At 40.4% G+C, this 17946-nt stretch carries 18 protein-coding genes; 1 reads left to right on the top strand and 17 read right to left on the bottom strand.

Annotation, left to right across the window (positions count from 1 at the left end):
• Window positions 1-119 precede the first annotated feature (119 nt).
• The 10 genes from D7Z94_RS12420 to D7Z94_RS12375 form a co-directional block, all read right to left on the bottom strand.
• Window positions 120-1406, bottom strand: a complete 1287-nt coding sequence (locus tag D7Z94_RS12420) for an alpha/beta hydrolase family protein (protein WP_120711849.1) — start codon at window positions 1404-1406, stop codon at window positions 120-122.
• Complete coding sequence (locus D7Z94_RS12415; RefSeq protein WP_120712058.1) at window positions 1403-1963, bottom strand: hypothetical protein; 561 nt, start codon at window positions 1961-1963, stop codon at window positions 1403-1405. The genes D7Z94_RS12420 and D7Z94_RS12415 overlap by 4 nt, the downstream gene beginning before the upstream one ends.
• A gap of 66 nt (window positions 1964-2029) precedes the next feature.
• Window positions 2030-2605, bottom strand: a complete 576-nt coding sequence (locus D7Z94_RS12410; RefSeq protein WP_120711848.1) for a Crp/Fnr family transcriptional regulator — start codon at window positions 2603-2605, stop codon at window positions 2030-2032.
• A 469-nt stretch (window positions 2606-3074) separates the two neighbouring features.
• Window positions 3075-3782, bottom strand: a complete 708-nt coding sequence (locus D7Z94_RS12405; protein WP_120711847.1) for a DUF6090 family protein — start codon at window positions 3780-3782, stop codon at window positions 3075-3077.
• A 26-nt stretch (window positions 3783-3808) separates the two neighbouring features.
• Window positions 3809-4996, bottom strand: coding sequence for an acyltransferase family protein (locus D7Z94_RS12400; RefSeq protein WP_120711846.1), 1188 nt, complete (start codon window positions 4994-4996; stop codon window positions 3809-3811).
• A 122-nt stretch (window positions 4997-5118) separates the two neighbouring features.
• Window positions 5119-6273 (bottom strand): helix-turn-helix domain-containing protein, encoded by a 1155-nt coding sequence (locus D7Z94_RS12395; protein ID WP_120711845.1) that lies wholly within the window; start codon window positions 6271-6273, stop codon window positions 5119-5121.
• Window positions 6274-6374: 101 nt separating this feature from the next.
• Window positions 6375-7328 carry a sugar phosphate isomerase/epimerase family protein gene (locus D7Z94_RS12390; RefSeq protein ID WP_120711844.1) on the bottom strand — a complete coding sequence of 318 codons (954 nt, stop codon included), beginning with the start codon at window positions 7326-7328 and terminating at the stop codon, window positions 6375-6377.
• Between the two features lie 63 nt (window positions 7329-7391).
• Window positions 7392-7997: an FMN-binding negative transcriptional regulator gene (locus D7Z94_RS12385; protein ID WP_120711843.1), complete on the bottom strand. Its 606-nt coding sequence runs from the start codon at window positions 7995-7997 to the stop codon at window positions 7392-7394.
• Window positions 7997-8836 carry an endonuclease/exonuclease/phosphatase family protein gene (locus tag D7Z94_RS12380; protein WP_245967188.1) on the bottom strand — a complete coding sequence of 280 codons (840 nt, stop codon included), beginning with the start codon at window positions 8834-8836 and terminating at the stop codon, window positions 7997-7999. Before D7Z94_RS12380 ends, D7Z94_RS12385 begins: the two co-directional genes overlap by 1 nt.
• Window positions 8837-8839: 3 nt before the next feature.
• Window positions 8840-11701, bottom strand: coding sequence for an alpha-L-rhamnosidase-related protein (locus D7Z94_RS12375; protein ID WP_120711842.1), 2862 nt, complete (start codon window positions 11699-11701; stop codon window positions 8840-8842).
• A 19-nt stretch (window positions 11702-11720) separates the two neighbouring features.
• Here D7Z94_RS12375 and D7Z94_RS12370 point away from each other — a divergent pair, with 19 nt between their 5' ends.
• The gene (locus tag D7Z94_RS12370; RefSeq protein WP_120711841.1) at window positions 11721-12101 is read left to right on the top strand and encodes a glyoxalase superfamily protein; all 381 of its coding nucleotides are present in this window, start codon (window positions 11721-11723) and stop codon (window positions 12099-12101) included.
• 51 nt (window positions 12102-12152) lie between these two features.
• Here the strand turns inward: D7Z94_RS12370 and D7Z94_RS12365 are convergent, their stop codons facing one another.
• The 7 genes from D7Z94_RS12365 to D7Z94_RS12335 form a co-directional block, all read right to left on the bottom strand.
• Window positions 12153-13154: a DUF3500 domain-containing protein gene (locus tag D7Z94_RS12365; RefSeq protein ID WP_158594630.1), complete on the bottom strand. Its 1002-nt coding sequence runs from the start codon at window positions 13152-13154 to the stop codon at window positions 12153-12155.
• Window positions 13155-13208: 54 nt separating this feature from the next.
• Complete coding sequence (locus tag D7Z94_RS12360; RefSeq protein WP_120711839.1) at window positions 13209-13928, bottom strand: hypothetical protein; 720 nt, start codon at window positions 13926-13928, stop codon at window positions 13209-13211.
• 140 nt (window positions 13929-14068) lie between these two features.
• Window positions 14069-14833, bottom strand: a complete 765-nt coding sequence (locus tag D7Z94_RS12355) for a hypothetical protein (protein WP_245967187.1) — start codon at window positions 14831-14833, stop codon at window positions 14069-14071.
• 72 nt (window positions 14834-14905) lie between these two features.
• Window positions 14906-15943 carry a methyltransferase gene (locus tag D7Z94_RS12350; protein ID WP_120711838.1) on the bottom strand — a complete coding sequence of 346 codons (1038 nt, stop codon included), beginning with the start codon at window positions 15941-15943 and terminating at the stop codon, window positions 14906-14908.
• 78 nt (window positions 15944-16021) lie between these two features.
• Complete coding sequence (locus D7Z94_RS12345) at window positions 16022-16534, bottom strand: nuclear transport factor 2 family protein (RefSeq protein ID WP_120711837.1); 513 nt, start codon at window positions 16532-16534, stop codon at window positions 16022-16024.
• A 31-nt stretch (window positions 16535-16565) separates the two neighbouring features.
• Window positions 16566-17123 (bottom strand): cupin domain-containing protein, encoded by a 558-nt coding sequence (locus D7Z94_RS12340; RefSeq protein WP_120712055.1) that lies wholly within the window; start codon window positions 17121-17123, stop codon window positions 16566-16568.
• 40 nt (window positions 17124-17163) lie between these two features.
• A complete protein-coding gene (locus D7Z94_RS12335; protein ID WP_120711836.1) occupies window positions 17164-17928 on the bottom strand; it encodes a hypothetical protein in 765 nt (254 codons plus the stop codon).
• Window positions 17929-17946 lie beyond the last annotated feature (18 nt).

The following is a 17946-nucleotide window of genomic DNA, read 5'->3' as shown; positions in this document are numbered from 1 at the left end:
TAATTTTGTTTGTTATCTATTTGTGGGACGATCCAACTTCTTTGGATGGGACATAAAGTTGCAAATTTATTATGAAGCTTTGAAGGAAGCTCAAGAATGTTTTTTCGACTGCATTTGCCTTAGCGTGCTTTTAACCACCTTTCAACGGACGGTAGATACTCAGGATGTAATTTGGACCAGTATGGAAAATCTCTTTGTCCAACATAGTTCACGGCATGGTTGGCGTCTTTCAGCAGTAGTATTTCATAGCGGTCGTTTTGGGCTTCTTCCAAAGCTTCTACAATGATTTTATGACTATTAACGGGAATGATTTCATCTGCAGTACCTTGAATGATTAGCAAGGGTTGTTGTGTTTTCTGAAAATGGGGAACGGGGCTGTATAGCAACTTTTTATCTACCTCTACTTCGTCTAAATTGGGCACCCAGATATCAACGGACCACGACTCATTTTTTTTGCTTTTCAGGGCTTTCTCCAAGTCTTTTCTGGATATTTTGCCCGCAATGTGTTCAAAAACCTTTCCTTGTAGCTCGGCCGCGCTTTCGAAGTCTTCTCCAAAAACCTGATGATTTCTATTTTTCCAGTAATTCAAATCACTTTCAAGCAACGTACTTCCGGGACAACTTACCACTATACCATACTTTAGCTCAGGAATATCGTTCAGAATAAAAGGTATTTTGGCACTCCCTTGACTACTGCCCTTAATTCCGATTTTGGATAATGGGATACTTGTTCGTTCTGAAAAGTATTGGATGGCATGGATATCATCGGATAATAGTTCCTCCATAGTGGCAGCTTGCCAATTTCCTTCGGATACCCCGGTTCCCCTTTTGTCATAATGAAATGTGGTATATCCTATTTTGGAAAAATGAATAGCCTCTGCCCTGGAAGCGCTGCGATCCGCCCCACCGGAAGAAGAAATAAATACCATGGCCTCTCCATTGGATTGGGCGGGTTGCCATAGGGTTCCACCAATTTGTAATCCATTTGATATGAAAATTTTTTCTTCTGCCGTTAATCCGTTTCCATTGTTTTTGGAGTCTCTTTTTAGAGCATATTTTGTTTTAAGGGTATCTACAAGCAGAGTTCCGGAAAGTTCATCAAAATTAGTCGTCCATTTGTTTTTAAAACTGTAGGTGTATCGATCGCTCTGGAGTACGAAGTTTATCGAATCTTCATTTATTTCTACTTGTCGTGCAGGTATCCTAACGGCATTTTGTTCAAGACTTGTAAAAAACACTTTCCAATCAGCCGAATCTCTTTGAACTTCAAAAGAGATTATGTCCGAAAAATTTCCATACGTAAAAACACCGCTAAATGTTCCTTGTTTGTCCGCTTCTTTTTCCTTTGATTTTGGCCCACAGGAAACCAGTACGGCTGTTATAAATAAGGTAAAAAGTATTTTCATTTCTTTTTGTTTATGGATTTAAGTGCAACTAGGATAAGTGTCCCGGTTAAGACCAAAAAAAATATTGTGGTAATACAGCTTTTTGTAAGACTAAAAATACTGGTTATTGTTACAGAAAGTATTGAAAAATCCGGATAATTTGTTAACAACACCACTACGCCGAAATTCTCGGCATAGTCTGCCAATCCTGCAATAAAAGGCAGTAAGCAGAAATAGAAAAACGGTCCTTCCAACTTATTCAGTTTTTTCAAAAAAAAGGCAAGCACCAGACTATAGGTGATGGCAAAAAGAAATGGGTAAGCCATATCTATAGGAATTTGGCGATAGAGATAGGCATGCCTGCCCGCTTCGCCCAGAGAATTGAACAGAGCCTGAACATATTCAAAATCATAGCCCAAGGGCATCATATCCAAAAGAGACATACCCCGTGCATGTTCCATCACATGGGGAATGGTTACACTGATCATGAAGATATAGACCAGCGTGGAGAGCAGAAAAAGGAACACTACCTTTTTCCCTTTCAGATTGGCATTTACAATACTATGTATGCTTTTCATCACTTTGCTTTCCACAAAGGAATGAAAGTAACTTAAGGCTTCCATTAACAAATGATAAAAAGCAATTTAGAGCTGTTTTCGCAATCGACTAAGGGAAACATTCGTAATGCCTAAATATGATGCTATCATTGGGTGGGGGACATTGTTCTCTAACATGCTAAAATCCTTTCGGAACTGCTCTAGACGTGCTTTTGCGGTCCATGAGGCCATTTGGATCTCTTTGTCTACCTTTTGCAATAGTTCTTGCCGTAATACAGTATTCCCAAAATCGCGTATTTCCAGATTTTCAACCATTAAGGCTTCAAAGGCTTTTGCATCCAACCGGGCAAAGGTGCAATTCGTTATAGCTTCGCAATACAACAGAGACCTCCCATTCTTGGTCCGGGTTACGTAGGGTGGTAGAATAGTATTGTCCTCGAAAAAGGAAAGTGTAATTTCCTCACCTTCGGTATTCAATAAAAAAGTACGGGCGATGCCCTGTACTAGAACATACTCCCATCTATCTGACTGATTGAGATTTAACAATAGGTCACCTTTCAAAAAAGTCTTTTCAACGCATAATGCGGCAAATGCATTGCGGGATTTTAGGGTTAACTCCTTGTTATATGTATCAATGGATGTATTGAGTCGCCCAACTTCCATTTACAAGACTTTAGGGGTTTTAAATTGATTGGATGAAAGTAATAATTTAAAAACGAAATCACTTTAAGACAAATTTTCGAGCAAATTGTTAGTACCCTCTATAACTGTATTTCCATAAACTTTGAGTACCCATTAAAGCAAAGGCTCCAAAAAGAGTTTCTCCATTACCTATATCTTTATTAGTACTGCTGATGGTATGATTACCCTAAACTGATTAGGTAGTGGTGAAAAACATAAATAACAGCACTAATTTTTCATTCTTCGATTGCTAACTATTAATTTTTGATTGACAAAGAGCTGCTTGAGGTGTTATGGGCACCTTGTGTATTTTTTTCATGATTTGGTTTATGTTAAGTTGTTAAAATTATTTTGGACTTCAAAAATAAAGATAATACACTGATAATTAGCTGCTTAAAAGCTATTTAAATATTTAGAATAGGGGATGGATTTAGGGGTAAGGGCTTATTCCCTAATCACGTTTTAATTCTTCGTCGATTAAGGCAGTAATCATTTCAATCTCACTTAGTGCCTCATTATAGACCTTGTCCTTTTCATTCATAATCTGAAGCAATGATACCACAAGATTTTGAAATTTAAAGTCATAAACTTTATCAGGGTCCACAATAGTGCCGTTAGAAAACCTTAGAACTGGAGTGATGCTTGGCACTACATATTTCATCATCGCATCGTAATGAATATTTTCCATTCGGTTTATGTATAAGTACTTTTCCTCCAGTAGCCGAAGTCCATTTATAATTTGATGATTGCGTAGGAGTTTAACTTCCCCGCTGTTCACCATAGTTTCATAAATGTTGCCCTGTCGATCAAAATCGGTGTATTGGGTAAGGTTACGGGCTATTAGCCCAAGAGTATCCATTTTGCTTCTATCGTTGCTTTCTAGAATTTTATTCGCATAGTTAAATTGAACCCCAAAACCATTGTTTAATTCCATTTGCTCAAGGATTAGTCCCTTGTCATCTTTTATTTGTTCCTTAATGTTTTCATAGTACCTGAGTTCAGAGGCTTTTTTTGTTCGATTGTCGTTCCAATTATTTACCTGAAAAGCCAAACTGATACCAATCATGACCAACAGAATTTCGCCTAAGGCATAAAGCAAGTATCTCTTTAGATTCCCTTCTTTAATTAGGGACTGCCGTATTTTTCTGAATAGTTTCATTTTTATACTATTTTATGGTTGATTTTTTATTTATCCAATACGGGAGATTTTGCAATTTGACCGATTGCAGGCACTTGCTTTTTGGGTCTTGGTTTCATACCAAAGACAACTCTCAGGACATTAAACCTCCTTATGATAAGCCAATAACAAAAAATGATAGCCGCTAACGAGAGTAGGGTTATCAAAATAGCCTGTGCTCCATAGGAGATATCCCATTGCAGTACAAAATAACCCACAAAAATTAAGGCAGGTTGATGCAATAAGTAAAAGGGATAAATAGCTTCATTTAATACTTTTCTATACCTATGGTTCTGATCAAAGTACTTTTTGAAGTATCCCAAGGCAGTCAACCCACAGGACCAAGCGGCTACAATACTTACCACCATATACATGTAATATCGAATACTTTCGTTATCAATCAAATAAATGGTAATGAAGTAGATAGCGCTACTAATGAGGGTCTGGGCTAAATATAACAGCCGCTGCTGGGCCAACGCCTCAATTACCTTGTTACTGGTAAACAGCATAAATCCACTTAAAAAGAATAATAGATAGTAGACAAAATAAGCCCAGTCGTTAGCTAACGCGTGAGTACTATTCGGGAAGTACTGTCTCAAATAGATTTGAGACAAAATGATAACCGGCAAGACTAGGTTCAATCCCATTTTTTTAGAAGCCATATGAATTAGCCTACCTCTGATCATATTATAATGACCACTTCTGGTATAGTTTAAAAATGGGGCGATCAGTAAGGATATCAAAAGTAGATACAAAATAAACCATAGGTGATGCCATGAAATGTTTCCAGCCGGGTAAGGGCCGCCATCAAACATATGGGGGATAAAGTTCCACAAAGAGCCATACTTATCTATACGTTCTACATATACCATAAGAGGAACCAAGGTAAAGAAGCCGAAAGTGAACGGAATGTACAATCTTCTAAGTCGCTCTTTTATATATTGCCAAGTAGTCCTATGGCCGATGGCATAAAATGTTCCGATCCCTGATACCAAAAAAAGAAGGGGCATTCGCCATAGGTGTAGCCACCACATGATTGGGTCTAAGAACGGAAAACTCTCAATGCTGTTCACATGCCACTGTTCTGGTCTGAAAATCATACCCACATGGAAAAAGAATACGCTTATGATCAAGGCAATCCTTAACCAATCAACGAAATATTTTCTTCTTTTTTCGGGCATTGTTCGTGTACTCATTGTTGTTTGTTTTTTGATTATGAAACAAAGCTATGGTTGAACAAGCGTTACAAACGACTTTCCCTATAAGTACGGTGTTCGTCCTTATCGGGAAGCACAAAAAAATACTGATTGTCAGTTGTTTATGAGTCTCTAAAGGAAGAGGGGGTTTCTGAAGTAATCTTTTTAAATGCTGAATTAAAGGCCGATTTGGAATTGTATCCTACCCGCTCGGCCACTTCCTCAATAGTCAATTTTTTGCCTATGTCCGTTTTAAGGATGGCCTTGGCCTCCCTTACTCTATAGGTCGCCAGAAGTTCAAAAAAAGACTGGTCCATTTTTTCGTTGATGACTTGGGAAACATGGTGTGGTGTTTCGTGAATGGCCTTGGCCAATCCTGATAGCGAAGCCGTACTTCGAGTGTAGTATTTTTCATTTTCCATTTGGGAAACGATATTATCCAGGATACTATTTTTTTTGGTTTCCTCCAGGGATGATTTTTTGTACTTCAGGGTCGGGACTTCCAAAAAAGTGGAGACTTCATCGTAATAGTTGGACCGGTTCATAATTTGTACGGTGGTAATAAAGATCATAAAGGATAAATAGAGAAAGATAAAATAGTCCCCGACATCATTTTTGAATAAAAGCTTAACCAGTATGAAGATTACAACAACTATCAATGCGTGATACGAGATATTGCGTACGGATTTGAGCGTTTTGTTTGTAGTCCTCACTAAGGACTCTCCCATATCCCTAGCCTTTAGCATAAGCTTCCTTAGGCCTAGGGCGATGTAAATGGCAAAATAGATTCCGGTCAAAACATTGACATAGGATCGGATTCCCAAAGGGTTATCCGAAAATGGAGGGTTTTCCTTAATCTTGGGAATATTCAATTGCATAACCTCAATAGAGTCATTGTATTTGACTTCTTCGGGCTGTAGGAAATAAAACATACAGATGCTCAACCAAAGTATTGAAGGAATGAAATGTAGCCAATATCTTTTTTTTCTATTGGGAGTTAGCTGAGCATCCACAAACAGATAGAGTAAAGCGGCCATCAGAAAATTCAAGGGTTCGGAAAAATTGGACAACCATAAAAACTTGAGAATATATCCGGTGTAATTTAACCATCCCTCTAGCATAACCAATGCCAGGGAAAGGATAAAAAGGCCCATGAAAAGATTAGGGAAGTTTTTCTTTAGCGATTTTTTGATGATAAAAAAGGAAATAAAAAGCCCCAGAAAGACCCCGAGAATAATGACTACGGCTACAAAGTCGATATGTATGGGTATATCCATAAATCTAAATGCTTGGTAATTCTTTCACTAAATGGCAAGGAAGGCAAACGATCCATGAAACTATACTATTATTCTCCAGAAGGTCGTACATGTGTAACTACCTAATCCAGTCCTTTCCAAATCCTTTCTATCAGAGCTTTGGTTGCCTTAATTCCCTCAGGTTCGTTCATATTCTCACCCTCGAATTCGATACCGATATAACCATCAAAACCAGCATCCTTTACTATTTGTAACAACCTTGCGTAATCCATGATGGTTTCGTTACCTTCCGCGTCAAAATGATAGGATTTGGCACTAACACCTTTCGCATAAGGTAAAAAATCCTTTAGACCTTGATACCGATCATAGACCTGATCGCACGTATTGTTCTGGGTACTTCCCCATTCCTTGCTCAGACACCAATTGCCAAAGTCGGGCAAGGTTCCCAAATATGGGTTGTCTACGGACTTGATGATATCGGTCATGTATTTTCCATCCGAGGTATGGAGACCGTGATTTTCGATAAGTACATTGATTTTTTCCGTGGCCCCATATTCCGCCAACGCCCCAAGACCGGAGATCAAGGGCTGTTTTAATTCCTCTTTTGTTCCCTGGCCAAATGCGTTTACCCGAATGGAATGACAACCTAGAATTTTGGCCGCATGGATCCATTTATAGTGATTTTCTACCGCTTTTTTTCGCTCATCGTCCTTTGGATTTCCCAACTCACCCTCATTATCAACCATAATTAACTGGCTTTTTACCCCAGAATTATTGGCTCTTCCCTTCATAGTATTCCAAAATCCTTCATCTGTTGCATGATCCACATAAAATTGATTCACATATTCCACGGCATCTATGCCATAGCTGTTTTTTGAGATACTGGCAAAATCTATGGCCAATAGGTTTCCTTTTTCCAAAGTCCTGTGCAAGGACCATTGTGCCAAGGAAATTTTAGGTTCTTTCATTTCCGGAGAGTTTGGTAGTAAAGGATTTCCAAAGGCGGAAGTCGAGGGAAGGGAAATTGCCGTGGCACCCAACGCCGCTTGTTTCAAAAAAGTTCTTCTAGTTTTCATTTCGGTTGCTATTGATTACTACAAAGTAGTCAATAATTTAGGCTTACGAAAAAAATAATCGGCTTATCGTTTTTTCATATGTCCCGAAACGGCCTTACTTCCCGCATCTTGTCGTTTCTCAAGCTCCTTAATAATCTGTTCGTGGTCATTTTCCCTGTTTTGCGATAGCTTGTACTTTGCCTGTATGTCCGTAATCTCAATTTGAAAGCCTACAATACCTTTAACCTGTCTCAAAGTTTTGGGAGACATATTTTGTAATGAAATGGGGTTTTTTGAACCTTGTTCATATTTGTCCACTAATCTGTGTAAGGAAGCCATCACCATTGCTTCGTCCAAGATTTTTGGTTTTCCGTACACATGTACGGCAATGTAGTTCCAAGTAGGTACTTCCTCTTCCTTGTACCAAGAGGAAGAAACATAGGCATGCGGACCATTGAAGATGCAGAGCACCTCTTCATTTTCGGAAAAGGTTTTCCATTGAGGGTTGGCCTTGGCTATATGGCCTACAAGAACATTCTTTCCATTTTCATTTACTTCAAGCTCCAATGGAATATGGGTCGCCCAAGGTTTGTTGTCATATCGATTTACCAAGATACCGAAGCTATTTTGACGGATGAAATCCTTGATTTCGTCCCAGTTTTCGTTTTTGTTGTGTTCAGGGATATACATTACTGGTTCTGTACAGAAATTAATACGGGTAAATGATCGGAAATGTGCTTGTTGTTTTCCATGCGGTCGTCAATATGGATATACGCTTCAACTTTTAGGGATTGTACAAAAATATAGTCGATACGTCTGTCTAGCACCATTTTTTGATTAAACCCGTTGAAAGTCCCGGTGGGACCGTAAAATGGTTTTAGGGACGCCCCTTGTGCATCGGAAAGTTTACTCTTTAAATACTGTATGGGTGCTTCATTGGGGGTCAGGTTCAAGTCGCCCATCAATACCACAGGAAGCTTTTCCTTATTTACCTCCTCTATTTTTTGAATAAGGAGTTCAGCGGATTTTTTTCTTGCCACTTTTCCAATATGATCAAAATGGGTATTGAAGACATAAAGCTTTTTGCCGGTCTCTTTTTCCTCAAATAACCCATAGGTACAGATGCGTTCCATAGCGGCGTCCCAACCCACGGAAATTTTATCAGGGCTCTCCGAAAGCCAAAATGTATTGCTCTTTATGACCTTATAACGCGTGGAGTCATAGTGAATAGGGGAGTACTCCCCCTTTTGCTTGCCATCATCGCGTCCAACTCCGATATAGGCAAAACCAGTCAAGGCACTATCAATATAGGTCAATTGCCGATGCAATACCTCCTGGGTACCGATGAAAGAGGCTTCGTAATGTTGAAGTAGTTGAACAAGGGCTTCTTTGCGATCGTTCCAGTTGTTTACGGTATCGTTGGTATTGTCATATTTTATATTGTAGGACATCAGCCTAAGATCTTGGGCTGCCGAGGCATATAGCAAGCACATTGAAAAAACAGTAAGTAGTCCCTTTTTAGTTTTCATAATTTAGTTCAATTTAGTAGTAATCAAATTTAACTTGCCCAATCTGCCTTTTGGGGATACCTTTACTAACGCCCCTTTAGGGGTTTTGTAGTTCAGCCGTAGTAGTTCACCATCAATTTCCCATTTAACATATACAGGCCCAAGCGGATGCGCCACGGTGCCCTCTGCCCATTCCAATGTGGCGGATTGAGGCATTATTTCTATACGATTTGGGTCAAAAGGGGTTTGGAAGCCTAGATTTACCCCAAGCACTTCGGTGGAAAGAAAATAAGTTGGATGACCGCTCCATGCATGACTGGATGTTCCCTGCTTTCCGGAAATATCAAAATTTTCCCATACCGTTGGTTTTGCCGAATGTAGGGTCATGGCTCCCCAATGTTTTTTCATGAAGTATTCGGCTAAATCCGCTTTCCCATTTTGATAAAGAAGGGCGAATAGATAGAATGCGGAATACGGAGTTATTTTACGTTTTCTACTTATATTTCCGATATCCTTAAGTTCTCGTTCCAAGAACCCCAGCACATATTGCTTTTGCTCGCTGTCCGTAACATCATAAAGCAGGGGCCAAATATTGGAGGTAAGATGACTTTCTGGAAGCAGGACGTCGGATTTAAGACCGTCCCTATACACTTGTTTGTCCGAATCCCAAAGCACCTTATTTATGTCTTTTTTTAACTGCTCGGCCTCTTTTTCGAAATAGAGTTTATCCTCTGCAAATCCAAATTTTTGAGCCCACTTTGCGGTAATTTGCATAGCATGTACCAAAAGTGCCTGATAGGCCGTCATTGCCGCGTTCTCCCTATTGATATCCGTCCACTCCAAAAACACCCTTGAAGCGGGAATAAGTCCGTTGTTATTCTTTTTTAGGATATGGTTCCTTAAAAGGGACGTATAATTGGTGTAATAGTCTTGGGCCAATGACCAATCGTTTGTATAGGTGCAGTAGTAATTCATGGTTACTTGGGTCAACAAGGGAAAATCATTGTGGCGGTTTTCCTTTCCGGTCATCATTTCATCCCGGTACATGTCCTGGAACACTTTTAGGGAATAGGCTACCAAACGCAAATCACCACTTGCAGCCATGGTTATAGCGGTCTGCGGCAACATATCGCCGGCGTACAATCCGCGTTCACGAAAAGGAGTATCCGTGTAGGTATCTTCGGCACAGAGCTGCAATGTACGCCATCCGGCATCCCATATTTTATTGAATATCGGATCACTACATTTAAAATGACCTATTTTTTCAAAAGGATATACCTGCCGGACTACACCTACTTTGTTCAACGTAACGGGACGATCGTGACCACTAATGTTAATATGCATGTATTTTAATCCGTAAGGCTTAAAACTCTCATATCTTTTTTTGGATTCGGAGGTAATGAAACGTATGCCCGCACCGACCTGAAAACGTTTGTAAAGCCATGGGAAACCATTTTTATCCAATTCCTCACTAAAACCAATATCTATTTGTGTTCTGGTCGGGAAATCCCCCTCAATGAAAATCCTGCCCAATTGGGTTTCTGACATCTCGTAAAAAAGTGCAATTCCGTTTTGGGAAACGGGAATGATGCTATTTCCTTCAATAGTTGTTTTAGGGACAAAACGTTTAGTGGTATCCACGGCTTTCCATGCCAAATCCCGGGCCGGTTGATTGGCATCATTGTTCTTGTTATGTATCTTCCATTTTTCCACTACCGTATTTTGAAGCAACTCTGGGATGGTCACGGTAAGATTGGCCTGTTCAATGCCCTTTTTTTCCTTTCCATCGTAAAAGGGGCCGTAGGTCCTGAATAGATCCTGCGAGCCTTTTTCTTTAGAGGAAGAAAGTGTCAATCCGGCATTTTTTGGTACGGCCATGTAATAATCCCATGACCCCCAAATAATACCATAACGGACCATATAGGTATTCCATCCTTTTTTAAGATTTAGGGCATACTGTCTACGGTAACTTTCATTTTTTTGAAGGGTATCTTTCTCTAAGATCTCCCCATTTAGATAGTGATCTCCCCACCAAAGTCCTATGGAAACGTTTTGGTCTGTTGGGGAATGTATGTATGTATAGGCAATAGCAGGATTTGAAGTATTGTATTCTTTCATATCACTATCCGGGGTCGATATTCTAAAGGAATAAATATCCTCATCATTCGCCAGGAAGTAGGCCATCCTAAGTCGCAAAGGTTTGGTGGAGGCATTGGTCAATTTTGGAATAGGCCTTGGTTTAAAGGCTCCCCATATTGTCTGATCTTTTAATGGAACCGGAGCAGACCAGCCCTTAATGGTGGTTTGGGGCAGATTCCAATCCCATTCTTCACGACTGTCCCAATTTTCTATGGCCCCGGTGGCAAAGGAAAATCGGGGAGCGGTTTGGTCATAGCCTGTGGATTTTTTGCACAACCAACCCGTATCTATGGAAAGATCTATTTTACTGTTTTTCAATTCAATGTTTCCCCAAGCCGTAAACCCGCCTTTGTAATCAAATAACTGGTAGGTAAGCATTCCATTGGACAGTACCTTTACTGCAATTACATTTTTGCCCTGTTTCAGGTAGGGTAGGAGGTCGTAAGTGTCGTAGTGTGGATTGGTGTGAAAGGAGCGTATTGGGCCAAAACCCATATAATTGCCATTGACGTACAAGGCGTACCGGGAATCGGCATACAGATGAAACTCGGATTTTTTTGGTATTTCGTTTAACGTAAATTCCCTCCGGAAATAAACGTATTCATTACGCTCTCCACCTTCTGGACGTATCCATACCAGCTTAGGGTGAACGGATTGGGCGATGCCCGGTAACCCGAGGAGAAGTGCAAAAAGGATAATAAGTTTTTTCAAAGGATATTTCCAAAAATTGAATGGTAAGTTAGTCATAATACCGTAAATTTATTTCGTGAAAGTAAAGGGATATTTACATCAGATCCATCCCGTACTTCCTGTAAAGGATGTGGTGGAGGCTTTGGACTTTTATGTCAATCGATTGGGATTTAAAATTGCATTTGCCGATGATTCCAAAAATCCAAAATATGCTGGAATTTTAAGGGATACCGTTGAAATACATTTGCAATGGCATGATGCTTCGGAGTGGGAGTTGGCGGTAGACCGACCTATGTTGCGCATTGTTACCGAAAACATAGAACAGCTCTATGCGGAATACTCCGAAAAGGATGTTTTTAATGCCCATACGCTTCTACGGGAGACGGCCTGGGGCACCAAAGAGTTTGCCTTTTATGATCCGTTTAAGAACGGGTTGACTTTTTACCGGGATATTTGAATTGGAGTTGTTTTTCCACTGATTTGATTTCTTAAAAGAGTCGTTCAAAACTTAGTGGTGATTGGAATTCTCATAATGTTCCTTGATTAGATTTCTTCCAAAGTCACCATCAAAGTCCCGCCATACACTGTGTATGTGATTGGCGTTGCTTTGGGTATTGTCGAATTCGATTAAAAACGTCTTTCCCTGTATCCGGTAATAGTGTGGTTGCCCTAAAACTGTGGCACCGGCCCATCCAAAATGGATATCGTCCAATTGCTCTTTCTTTAGGTTGGCCATACGTTTCTTGGCCAATTCCTCGGGCATAGCGGAAAGGTATTCATAGATAAGGCTCAAGAGCAGTTTCTTTTGATTCTTTTGCAAATCCTTTAAAGCGATACCCACAAGATCCAAAGGTTCTACGGATGTTTCCACAAAGGTGATGATGTCGTCCGGTGCCTTTTCGCTAAAAATAGCTTTTTCCCTTTGCGAAGTACTTAATGCATTAACAAGTTCCAGGGCAATGTCCTGTTCTTTTTCAAGTGTGCGCTCCCCCTTTCTTTTCCCTTGTTTGATAATGGCCGGGGAAGCCCCAAAAAAACGGGGTGTAAAGGAAACCTTGTCCTGAGTAATGGCAAAGTTTAACGATATATGATGTCCCTCAAAGGACCACCCCCATAACTTGTCCTTCTTTGGGTTCCCATAAATGGTTACATAGTATTTCTCGGAATCCCGCATGGTACTGTTCCCGTCCATTTCCAAAAGCACATCTTCCAGAGCTATGATTTTCATGGCCTTGGTATAACCGGATTCGCTTAGATGTTTTTTAAGCATGGCGTGCAACAGCGTTTTTTGGGAAGCGTTCAATTCTTTGAGCGAAACACCTTCACGTTGCCACATGGAGGCAGGGAAAAAGTGCCAGCTCTCACGCAAAGGGTCATCAAATTCCAATTGAGCTTTGGTCAATTGTTCTTTGTTTAAGGAATTTAGAAAGTTGAGCACATGGTCCTGCGCAGCACTTTGAGTGGAATACAATAGGACCATTCCCAATATGGCCCATACACTTTTTCTCATAATATTGGTTTTGTTACGTTTTAAATGTACGGACATTTTTCTAAACCTATTCTATCAGGTCAAGGGCAAGGCTGCAAACCATTCCGAAAATGCCTGCCAAGGCCCTATGCTTATCTCAAAAATGATGACCGAGTGAACAAATAGGTATAGGCCTAATGCGAGCGGAAAAACCCATCTGCCCTGTTTTTGGTTGCGTTCTGCTATAATTAATCCGATCAGCAATGCATATAGGATAACCAGTGTGGCCATGTAGCCGCCTGGAGCAAAACCGGCATCAGGGAAAAACACATATAAGATTAAACGAACTAGGGCGGGTTCTATCAAAACAATACCGGCTACGATCATACCGCGAGCATGGATAGGCATCCTATGACGATACTTGATAGCGATTCCGTAACCTACGGCGAAGATGAGCAGATCCTTAAAAGGAATCCATAAACTTAAACCTAAGTTTTCCTCTTCTCCAGTTATTCTGTTATGTGCCAACAGAATTATCGAGATAAAAATGAGAGGTACCAAAACATAGGATAGTTTGCCTATTGTGCGATGTAAAGCGAATTGTTTTCTCCGGATCAATAGAGGCTGTGCGATGAGCATGAAAATCCAAAGCACGGCCAAAACGGCATGGAAATGGAAATAAAAATTAAAATCAGCGGACCCATCAAAGAAGGTAGAAAAATAGGAAGGCCAGAAGCCTGCTATGGCCAGAGCAAATAAGGCGATAAAATAGTAGCCGGATTTTTCAAATAAAAGGGTACGTTTGGTCGATTTCATGGCTTGTTTTGGTTGGATGTTTAAATATAAGGAAATAGATGTATTGCTAATCTTTTACTATAACCAAAGACAAAACCAGGGAGATTCTCCCCGGTTTTGCAAGTGTTGGTTAGTGTAAGAAGTGAAGAGTCCCGATGTAATCATTGACCGGCAGACTGGACCTGCCCGTCCGAGCTGCTAAGATCCGACCTAAACACCCATAATTCTTGGGTGTCGGCCTCCGTTGTCGCCTCAAATTCTTTTAAAAATCCAGGGAAGCTTCCTGCACCATGCACTTCTTCATACCATTGTGGGAATTGGTCTTCTTCCCCCATCCAGGCCGATTTGTCAAAGAAATCGACCCAAACCATATCTTGACCATCGGAATTATTCAATTCGTTGAAATACACTCCCCACTGGTGATCGGGGTCCTTTGTTTTAAACACCTTATAGACCTTATCCAGAACGGACATGAATTCCATTTGTTTAAAGCGCTTAATGTCCAACATAAAAATGGAAAGGTTCTTTAAGGCAAAATCCTTGGAAAAGTTGGAATGGCCCACATCGCCCTTCCAATATGTGGTTTCCATTTCGGCATATGCGTTGGCGGCTACGTTGGCATTCCAATCTTTGGTATGTTCTTCGCCATAGTCATTGGCTTCGTCCATGGCCGCCCAGGCGGTTGGTCCCATACTCCATACATATTTGCCTGAATTTTTTCCGCTCGCTATCCAAAATACACTGATTTGTCCCGCTCCGTCCGCATGATATTTTTTATTATGTGCCGCTACGCCGGCTTCAAATGCCTCAATTTTGTCCGGTTGCGGGGTGATCATAACATTCATAAAAAGGGGAGCGGGTTGGCCCTCCTGTCCTACAAATAGGAAAGGAATCAGGAAGGATGTTAAATACATTAGTTTTCTCATTTTTATAGTTTTTATGGTTAATACTCTTATAAAACTTCCATTGCACGTCGCTAGGCAATTTTGTAGGGTCAATTATTTTATTGCAATCGCAGCACTGGTTGGGCCCGTCAGCTGCATTATTGAAGTTTGTCCAAAACCTGCTTCTTTCACCAATTCGTTGAAATCCGACATTGAAAAATCGTAGCCTTCAGAGGTTTCAATAAGCATATTCAACGACATCAGGAGACCAAAGGCGTTCTCACTTCTATTATCATCGATGATACTTTCAATGACAATAAGGGCACCCCCTTTTGGCAATGCTTCATATGCTTTTTTTATGAGCATGAGTTTGCCCTCTTTTCCCCAATCGTGCAATACATTCCCCATGGTGATAACATCCACTTTTGGAAAATCATCGGTAAAAAAATCTCCAGAACTGATAGCTACGCTATCTTCCAAGCCCATATTTTGAATGTTTTCCTTTGCAATGGGCTCAACGGGGGGCAAATCAAAAGATATGCATTGCATATGTTGATTGTTAAGTGCCACTTGTGCTGCGAGGATACCTCCGGCACCTCCAATATCGCATAGTGTTTTGTAATTTGAAAAATCAAAGCCCTTGGCGAATACCATAAAATTTCCCATTTGAACCCCGGCCATGGCCCTGACAAATTCACGAAGTTTAGCCGGATCGGCATATATTTCCTCAAAAATTGGCTTCCCACCATTTTTTGTTTCATTTTGGGGCAATCCAGTTTTAAGTCCCTGCTCTAAATCGTTCCAAAAAGGATACAACCGGTTGTTGCACATTTCTAAGATACCACCCATATAACTAGGTTTGTTCTTGTCCAAAAACAAATTGGTGTCCTCAGCATTCTCGTATAACGCTGTCTCCCTTAGTCCTGTTCTTTTTAAAAAACCCAAGGCCACTAAGGCATCCAAAAAATCGTAAAGGTTTCGGGAGTGGAGCCCAAGTCTAGACTGAATTTCACCACCGGATAATTCTCTTTTTGCCAGGATGGTAAAAAGTTCCATATTCACTGCTGTAAGCAAGGTCTTGGTAGCAAAAAAACCAGTACCGAGCTGCATGATTTTTGAAGGATCTACTTGTTTTATAGCGGTTGTGTCCATTCGAATTGTTTTATAGTATCCATCGCCGGTACCATTGCCTCTTTATAAAAGCTTTGACAATGGTATCCAAGGAGGTTTTTATAGTTTTTCTTCTTCTTCGGAGCTATTCTTTTGAGCTTCAATTTTTTGTAGCGCGAGAACTATCTCGGTGGGATTCCAATACCCTAATTCACGGACTACTTTACCCTCAACGAAGCGATACGTAAGGTGAACGGGAATCTCAATTTCCTGTCCTGTTCCGGCCAAAGTGCCTTTCCAGTCCAACCAACAATTTACCCAAGTCTCCCCGTCATCGGTGACGACCATTTCATATTCTTGGTCCTCTGCCTTAAAACCTCTACTGGAGTAATTGGCGTCGGTTTGTTTGTGGTATTCCATAGCCTCGCTGGGTGTCATTGCATTCTTTTTGGTATTCAAGAATGTTTTTGAGCTATCGGCATAAATACTTGTGTCATAATTTTTGCTGTTGTAATTCGCCATGTGTTTTTTAACCACATCGATTTCGGGAGAATTTTGAGTATAGCGTGCCGGTTTGGTGTTGCAGGAGGCCAGCGTTATTATGGCGAGTCCGAATAAAAGTAGTTTTCTCATAATTTAAATAAATTAGGATTGTATTTAATTGTTATTTTTCTATCCCTGTATATTTTTCGTAAATAGCTCTATACCCCATGCCCCTGGCAATGGGTGACAAAAGAGTAGAAAGACCGCGTTGCAACCCTCTTGGCATGCTGGCCAAGTAAGACGGACTTTCCAAATATTTTAGGGTTACCATGGCCTGTAAAAAAGGTAACTTTCCATTTTTCACCTTACCGTCATTGATCATTCCGAAAAGATTTTCAATGAAATAGTCCACATCAATGGCGGGCGATATGGTCTGAATATATTCTACGGGTTCGTTATCTGTATTATAATGATTATGGGCCACGTTTTTGGGGAGGGTAACTTCCTCGCCCTGCTTTATAAAGTGCTTTTCTCCATTAAGAAAATAGGTCATACGCCCAGAAATTACTTTGAAGGTTTCATCTTGTAAAACATGGATATGGTCATCAACGGTTTGACCTTTGCTTTTGAGCATGACCTTTATCACAACTCTTTTTCCGTCCGTATCTTTTCCGGTTTCAAGGAATTCAAATGAATCTCCAGTAAATTTGTCAACAAGAATTTGTCCTTTTTTAGGCATTGATTTAGTCTTTATGTTTTGAAGAGGTTTTAAGATAGATCTATTCCCCTGGCGCATAGGCCATATCAGGCCTCATATTGCCTTCAAAAGCTTCATATTTTTCCAAAGTTGATGTAAAGTCGGTATAGGTTTTTAACCATTCTTCGCCCATTAATTCATTGTTCGCGGATATTTTATTGGCATAGTCAGCGGCATCCTTGGCAGCAATAGCTACCATGTAAAACTCCCCTCTGGTTCCAAAACCACTACGGTATACCCTGTAGTCCAGTTTAGAGCCCTTGTTTGTGAACAAATTTTTTATGTCCTCTACTTTTTTCTTTACGATAGCCCTATTACCAGGTGTATAGTGGAAGTAGTGGAATTTTCTGTAATCCTGTCCTTCTGGAGTTTGTGTAATGCCTCCAGGCATATAGGAAAGCTCTTTGTCCAGATGTATTATATAGTTCTGTTCAATGTCATAGCACTTGTCCATACGGTCAAAGAGACCTCCCATTTTATCGGCACCCATTTTTTCGGCCAGGGTGGCAAAAAGCGGTTTATCCAATTGGGCCATGTTTTCAATAGGTCCGACCCATAAATAGCGATTGTCCGAAAGATTGGCCACAATGGAGTTCATTTCTTGGATATTATGTGTTTTCATAGCATCCGTAAGTTCTTTGCAGACGGTTTCGTATTCCGATATCATGGAAGGTTTTACAACATCCTCATGAACCCAAAAGGCTTGGGATTTGCTGTCTTCTTGTGAAATACACGGTACGGCTAGTAAAGCCAATACAATAATTAAAGTGGTTTTTAGTGTTCTCATAATTGTTTTATTTAAGGT

This window comes from Ulvibacterium marinum, assembly GCF_003626755.1.
Taxonomy (GTDB): Bacteria; Bacteroidota; Bacteroidia; order Flavobacteriales; family Flavobacteriaceae; genus Ulvibacterium; species Ulvibacterium marinum.
Note: the sequence above shows the minus strand (reverse complement) of the source record. Positions and strands in the feature narration are given on the sequence as shown.

Bases quoted from the DNA above. Each gene is read 5' to 3' on its own strand.
- D7Z94_RS12400 (WP_120711846.1), bottom strand. From the start codon at position 4,996: ATGAGTACACGAACAATGCCCGAAAAAAGAAGAAAATATTTCGTTGAT.
- D7Z94_RS12335 (WP_120711836.1), bottom strand. From the start codon at position 17,928: ATGAGAACACTAAAAACCACTTTAATTATTGTATTGGCTTTACTAGCC.
- D7Z94_RS12410 (WP_120711848.1), bottom strand. From the start codon at position 2,605: ATGGAAGTTGGGCGACTCAATACATCCATTGATACATATAACAAGGAG.
- D7Z94_RS12415 (WP_120712058.1), bottom strand. From the start codon at position 1,963: ATGAAAAGCATACATAGTATTGTAAATGCCAATCTGAAAGGGAAAAAG.
- D7Z94_RS12375 (WP_120711842.1), bottom strand. From the start codon at position 11,701: ATGACTAACTTACCATTCAATTTTTGGAAATATCCTTTGAAAAAACTT.
- D7Z94_RS12365 (WP_158594630.1), bottom strand. From the start codon at position 13,154: ATGAGAAAAAGTGTATGGGCCATATTGGGAATGGTCCTATTGTATTCC.
- D7Z94_RS12350 (WP_120711838.1), bottom strand. From the start codon at position 15,943: ATGGACACAACCGCTATAAAACAAGTAGATCCTTCAAAAATCATGCAG.
- D7Z94_RS12405 (WP_120711847.1), bottom strand. From the start codon at position 3,782: ATGAAACTATTCAGAAAAATACGGCAGTCCCTAATTAAAGAAGGGAAT.
- D7Z94_RS12345 (WP_120711837.1), bottom strand. From the start codon at position 16,534: ATGAGAAAACTACTTTTATTCGGACTCGCCATAATAACGCTGGCCTCC.
- D7Z94_RS12380 (WP_245967188.1), bottom strand. From the start codon at position 8,836: ATGAAAACTAAAAAGGGACTACTTACTGTTTTTTCAATGTGCTTGCTA.
- D7Z94_RS12420 (WP_120711849.1), bottom strand. From the start codon at position 1,406: ATGAAAATACTTTTTACCTTATTTATAACAGCCGTACTGGTTTCCTGT.
- D7Z94_RS12390 (WP_120711844.1), bottom strand. From the start codon at position 7,328: ATGAAAACTAGAAGAACTTTTTTGAAACAAGCGGCGTTGGGTGCCACG.
- D7Z94_RS12340 (WP_120712055.1), bottom strand. From the start codon at position 17,123: ATGCCTAAAAAAGGACAAATTCTTGTTGACAAATTTACTGGAGATTCA.
- D7Z94_RS12360 (WP_120711839.1), bottom strand. From the start codon at position 13,928: ATGAAATCGACCAAACGTACCCTTTTATTTGAAAAATCCGGCTACTAT.
- D7Z94_RS12385 (WP_120711843.1), bottom strand. From the start codon at position 7,997: ATGTATATCCCTGAACACAACAAAAACGAAAACTGGGACGAAATCAAG.
- D7Z94_RS12355 (WP_245967187.1), bottom strand. From the start codon at position 14,833: ATGAGAAAACTAATGTATTTAACATCCTTCCTGATTCCTTTCCTATTT.
- D7Z94_RS12395 (WP_120711845.1), bottom strand. From the start codon at position 6,273: ATGGATATACCCATACATATCGACTTTGTAGCCGTAGTCATTATTCTC.